We start from the raw sequence: 3,491 nt of genomic DNA, 5'->3' as shown, positions 1-3,491 counted from the left end.
AAAAAATACAGGAGATGGGACTTGAACCCACATGATATTGCTATCGTCAGATTTTGAGTCTGATGCGTCTACCATTCCGCCACTCCTGCAAAGCAATAAATATTTTAGCATAATTTACAGAAATATGCAAGAGGTAAAATAAAATATGATTGCCTTTTACTGTAAATTACATTGGTTATAAAGAATATTTTTTTGCAATAATTATAGAAATATGATAAAATTAGTAGGTTTATAAATGGGAGGAAAATATATGAAATGGCTTAAATATACCCTTGAAACAAGGACAGATGCAGTAGATTTAATTATTGATATGCTTGGGGAACTTGGTATTTATGGAGTAGAAGTTATAGATAAAGTGCCTCTTACAGAAGTAGAAAAGAAACAGATGTATGTAGACATTCTTCCTGAAATCCAGCCTGATGATGGAAATGCAGAACTGATTTTTTATGTAAGTGATGGTGCACCTGATGAAAATTCATCTGCATTCTACAACAGTGGAACAGGAATTGAAGATATTGCAGCATTTTATTCTGATGAACTGATTGAGAAAATCAGAGAAGGACTTGAAACTGTTTCAAATTTTGTTGATATTGGAAGTGGGGCAATATACATATCCGAAACTGAGGATATTGATTGGGCAAATAAATGGAAGGAATTTTTTCATACATTTAGGATAGGTAAAAATATAGTTATTACACCTTCTTGGGAAGAAACTAACAATATAAATGAAGATGATATTCTTATTAAAATAGATCCGGGAGTAGCCTTTGGTACAGGCACTCATGAAACTACAAGACTTTGTGTAGAAGAACTTCAAAAATATGTAAATAGGGATGCAAAAATTCTTGATGTTGGTTGTGGAAGTGCCATTCTTACAATAGCCGCCCTAAAACTTGGTGCAAAATGGGCATATGCTATTGATATAGATGAAACTGCTGTCAAGTCTGCTAAAGAAAATCTTTTGCAAAACGATATTACAGATGAATCAGCAAGGCTTGAAACAGGTAATCTGCTTGAAGATAACGAACTCTGTGGACGACTCTATAAAGAACAGTATGATATAGTTGTGGCAAATATTCTTGCACCTGTACTAGTGCCTCTTACCCCTATTATAGTACCTGCACTTAAAGAGGGCGGATATTATATCTGTTCAGGTATAGTTAAAGAACTTGCAGATACAGTGATTAAATCTATACAGGATGCAGGACTGAAACTTGTATCAAATACCTGTGATAATGACTGGGTTTGTTTAGTAGCGAGGAAATAAAATGTCAATTTTTTTTATAGACAGTTGTAGTATAGATGGAGAAAATGCCTATATTGCAGGAGATGATGTAAATCATATTAAAAATGTGCTAAGGATGAGGGAAAAAGACGAGGTAAGGCTGTCTGCCGGAAACGGACTCATATACACTGCTGAGATTGAAGAATTTTTGCCTGACAGAATTATTTGTAAAATTATAGACTGTGATGGAGAAAAATCAGAACTTCCGACTAATATAGTGCTTTTTCAAGGACTGCCCAAAAAAGACAAGATGGAGCTTATAATACAAAAAGCTGTAGAGCTTGGAGTATCTAAGATTGTTCCGGTTCTTATGAAGAGGACGATAGTAAAACTTGAAGACCATAAAAAAGAACAGAAAAAACTTGAAAGATGGCGCACTATTTCTCTAACTGCCGCAAAGCAATCCGGTAGGGCGATAGTTCCCGAAATTGCAGACTTTGTAAACTTTAATGAGGCTGTAAAAATGGCAGAAACCCTTGAATATAATCTAATACCATACGAAAATGAAAAAGGAATGGATAAGGCAAGAGAACTTATAAAGGAAGTGCATGGCAAAAAGAGTATCGGCATTTTCATAGGTCCTGAAGGCGGTATTGCTGAGGAAGAACTTGAACTTGCAATGAAGATAGGGGTTAAGCCTATTAGCCTTGGAAACAGAATACTCCGTACAGAAACTGCCGGTCTTGCCTTGGTTTCTGTCATAGCCTTTGAAATAGATGAATAGGAGAGATTATGGAATGCTATTTAGATAATGCGGCAACTACAAGACCGTTTGACAGTGTAATTGAGATAATGAATGAAACTATGAGAAATGCCTATGCAAACCCTTCCTCCAAACATATAAAAGGGTTTGAGGCAGAGCGATTTGTAGAAGATGCCAAAGAAAAAATTGCAAAAACCTTAAAAGCCAAGAAAAGTGAAATTATATTTACTTCCTGTGGTACAGAATCAAATAATCAGGCTATCTTAATGGGAGCTGCTACTAAAAAACGCTATGGAAATAAGATAGTTACAACTTGCTTTGAACACGCCTCTGTATATAAGTCTATGGAAGTACTTGCAAAAGAGGGATATAAGATAACTTATCTGCCTGTAAATAAGTTAGGTCATGTAAGAGATGAAGATTTAGTAAAATCAATAGATGATGAAACCATAATGTTATCATTTATGTTGGTTAATAATGAGATTGGTGCATTAGCTGATGCAGAACATATTATAAAACTTGCTAAAGAGAAAAATCCTAATATTCTAATCCATATAGATGCTATACAAGGGTATGGTAAATTTGAAATTAATACAAAAAAATTGCAAGCTGATTTCATTTCTGTAAGTGGACATAAATTCCATGCTCCAAAGGGAATAGGTTTCCTGTATGTACGAGAAGGTATAAGGATTACCCCTTACATTCATGGAGGAGGACAACAGAAAAATCTCCGTTCAGGAACTCTGAATGTACCGGGCATAGCCGGCATAGGTGCTGCTGCTGAAACTGTGTATGATAATCATAAAGAAAAAATTAACAAGCTCTACAACATCAAGGAAAAATTTATAAGAGATTTACTTGCAAATTTCCCTGATTGTACTATAAACGGAGTTGATACTACAGGAGATTTGTCTGCAAATATCTTAAAAACAGCTCCACAGATAGTTAGTGTAAGTTTTAGGGGAATAAAGGCAGAAGTGTTGTTACATGCCTTGGAAGAAAAGGGAATATATGTATCTTCAGGTTCAGCCTGCTCATCCCATCATCCTGATTATAGTGGAACTCTTAAAGGAATAGGGCTTGACGATGACTTATTAGACTCAACACTAAGATTTAGTTTCGGAATGTTTACAGAACCTAAAATGACTGACTATGCAATAGAAATGCTTAAAGAACTCATACCAACACTTTCAAAATATAGGAGAAAATAATAATGTTTGAATATAGAGCTTTTTTAATAAAATATGCTGAAATAGGAGTAAAAGGGAAGAATCGTTATCTTTTTGAGGATGCACTTGTGGGTCAAATAGCTAATGCATTAAAAAAAATAGAGGGCAACTATAAGGTATATAAACAACCGGGCAGGGTATTTGTAGAAGCAGGAAAGGGTGATATAGACTACGACGGTGCATTAAATGCCCTTAAAAGAGTAATGGGAGTATTACATATCTGTCCTGTTTATATTGCAGATACAACTGAACTCGATAAGGTTTATGAAGAGGC

At 35.0% G+C, this 3,491-nt stretch carries 3 protein-coding genes, 1 tRNA gene and 1 pseudogene; 4 read left to right on the top strand and 1 reads right to left on the bottom strand.

Translation table 11 applies throughout. The annotated features are described in order from the left end of the window. Positions 1–6 precede the first annotated feature (6 nt). A tRNA-Leu gene (locus ACTTG8_RS10030) sits at positions 7–89 on the bottom strand. Between the two features lie 161 nt (positions 90–250). Here ACTTG8_RS10030 and prmA point away from each other — a divergent pair. The 4 genes and pseudogenes from prmA to ACTTG8_RS10010 form a co-directional block, all read left to right on the top strand. Then, a complete protein-coding gene (prmA, locus tag ACTTG8_RS10025; RefSeq protein ID WP_442561965.1) occupies positions 251–1,267 on the top strand; it encodes a 50S ribosomal protein L11 methyltransferase in 1,017 nt (338 codons plus the stop codon). 1 nt (position 1,268) lies between these two features. Beyond that, positions 1,269–2,009, top strand: coding sequence for a 16S rRNA (uracil(1498)-N(3))-methyltransferase (locus ACTTG8_RS10020; protein WP_442561964.1), 741 nt, complete (start codon positions 1,269–1,271; stop codon positions 2,007–2,009). A gap of 8 nt (positions 2,010–2,017) precedes the next feature. After that, the gene (locus tag ACTTG8_RS10015; protein WP_442561963.1) at positions 2,018–3,199 is read left to right on the top strand and encodes a cysteine desulfurase family protein; all 1,182 of its coding nucleotides are present in this window, start codon (positions 2,018–2,020) and stop codon (positions 3,197–3,199) included. Between the two features lie 2 nt (positions 3,200–3,201). Then, a pseudogene (locus tag ACTTG8_RS10010) lies at positions 3,202–3,491 on the top strand (tRNA uracil 4-sulfurtransferase ThiI); the annotation flags it as partial.

It is taken from the genome of Catonella sp., assembly GCF_052173895.1.
GTDB lineage: Bacteria > Bacillota > Clostridia > Lachnospirales > Lachnospiraceae > Catonella.
This window is presented reverse-complemented; position numbering and strand designations above follow the sequence as displayed.